The following is a 935-nucleotide window of genomic DNA, read 5'->3' on the forward strand; positions in this document are numbered from 1 at the left end:
CCCGAGGATAGGTCGTTCGATCAGTGAGCGGCTTATCCGCGCCCGATCCGGCAAGGCGGAGGAGGGAGGCGCCCTGGTGCTGGGCGCCGACTGACGACAACGCGGCCGGGCGGGACGCGGGGAGCCGCGAGCCGGACAGTTCTATTCTCGGGTGCTCTAACGTGGACGTCCAATGACACCATCGACCTCCCCGCTGGGACGCCTGCTCGACGGCGTTGTGAGCCGTATTCTGGATGCCCCGCTTGCCGTCATGCCACCGGACGCGCTCAGCCACACCGACATGGGCACGGGCACGGGCACGACCGGCCAGGCGAACACGACCGGCACCGGGGCCGTCGACGGCCTCGCCGCGCTGCTTGCCCGCAGGATGCGCGCTGACCCGGCACGCCCGCTGCTGACGTTCTACGACGATGCCACCGGTGAGCGGACCGAGCTGTCCGCGACCACCGTCGACAACTGGGTTGCCAAAACCGCGAACCTGCTCGTGGACACACTCGGGATCAGACCGGGTGACACGATCCGCATCGTGCTGCCACCGCACTGGCAGACCGCGGTGATACTCCTCGCGGCGTGGTCATCGGGCGCCTGCGTGAGTATCGGCCGGCCGGAGCCAGCTACTGACACCCCCCCGGTGGCGATCTTCATAACCGAAAATGATCTCGATACCCCGCTCGTAACGGGCGACGAGGCCGATGTGGTCGCGCTGTCACTGCGCCCGATGGGCGGCCGGCTCCTGCGGCCCGCGCCGGGGGCGCTCGACTTCGCGGCGGAGATCCTCGCCCACGGCGACCGTTTCGCGCCGCCAGGGCCACCGGCGAACCAGCGGACCCTGGTACGGATGGCCAGCTACTACGCGCGGGCCTGGGGCCTGGTCGAAGGCGACCGTGTTCTGACGACGGCGGGTTACGAGACGCCCGAGGGGCTCCTCGCCGGGC

1 protein-coding gene is annotated in these 935 nt (G+C 70.1%); it reads left to right on the forward strand.

Annotated elements, in window-relative coordinates:
* Positions 1-172 precede the first annotated feature (172 nt).
* Positions 173-935 (forward strand): TIGR03089 family protein (locus tag MJ797_RS20140; protein ID WP_239338207.1); only part of this gene is annotated, 763 nt, incomplete at its 3' end.

Source organism: Protofrankia sp. CiP3, from assembly GCF_917627345.1.
In the GTDB taxonomy this organism is placed as follows: domain Bacteria; phylum Actinomycetota; class Actinomycetes; order Frankiales; family Frankiaceae; genus Protofrankia.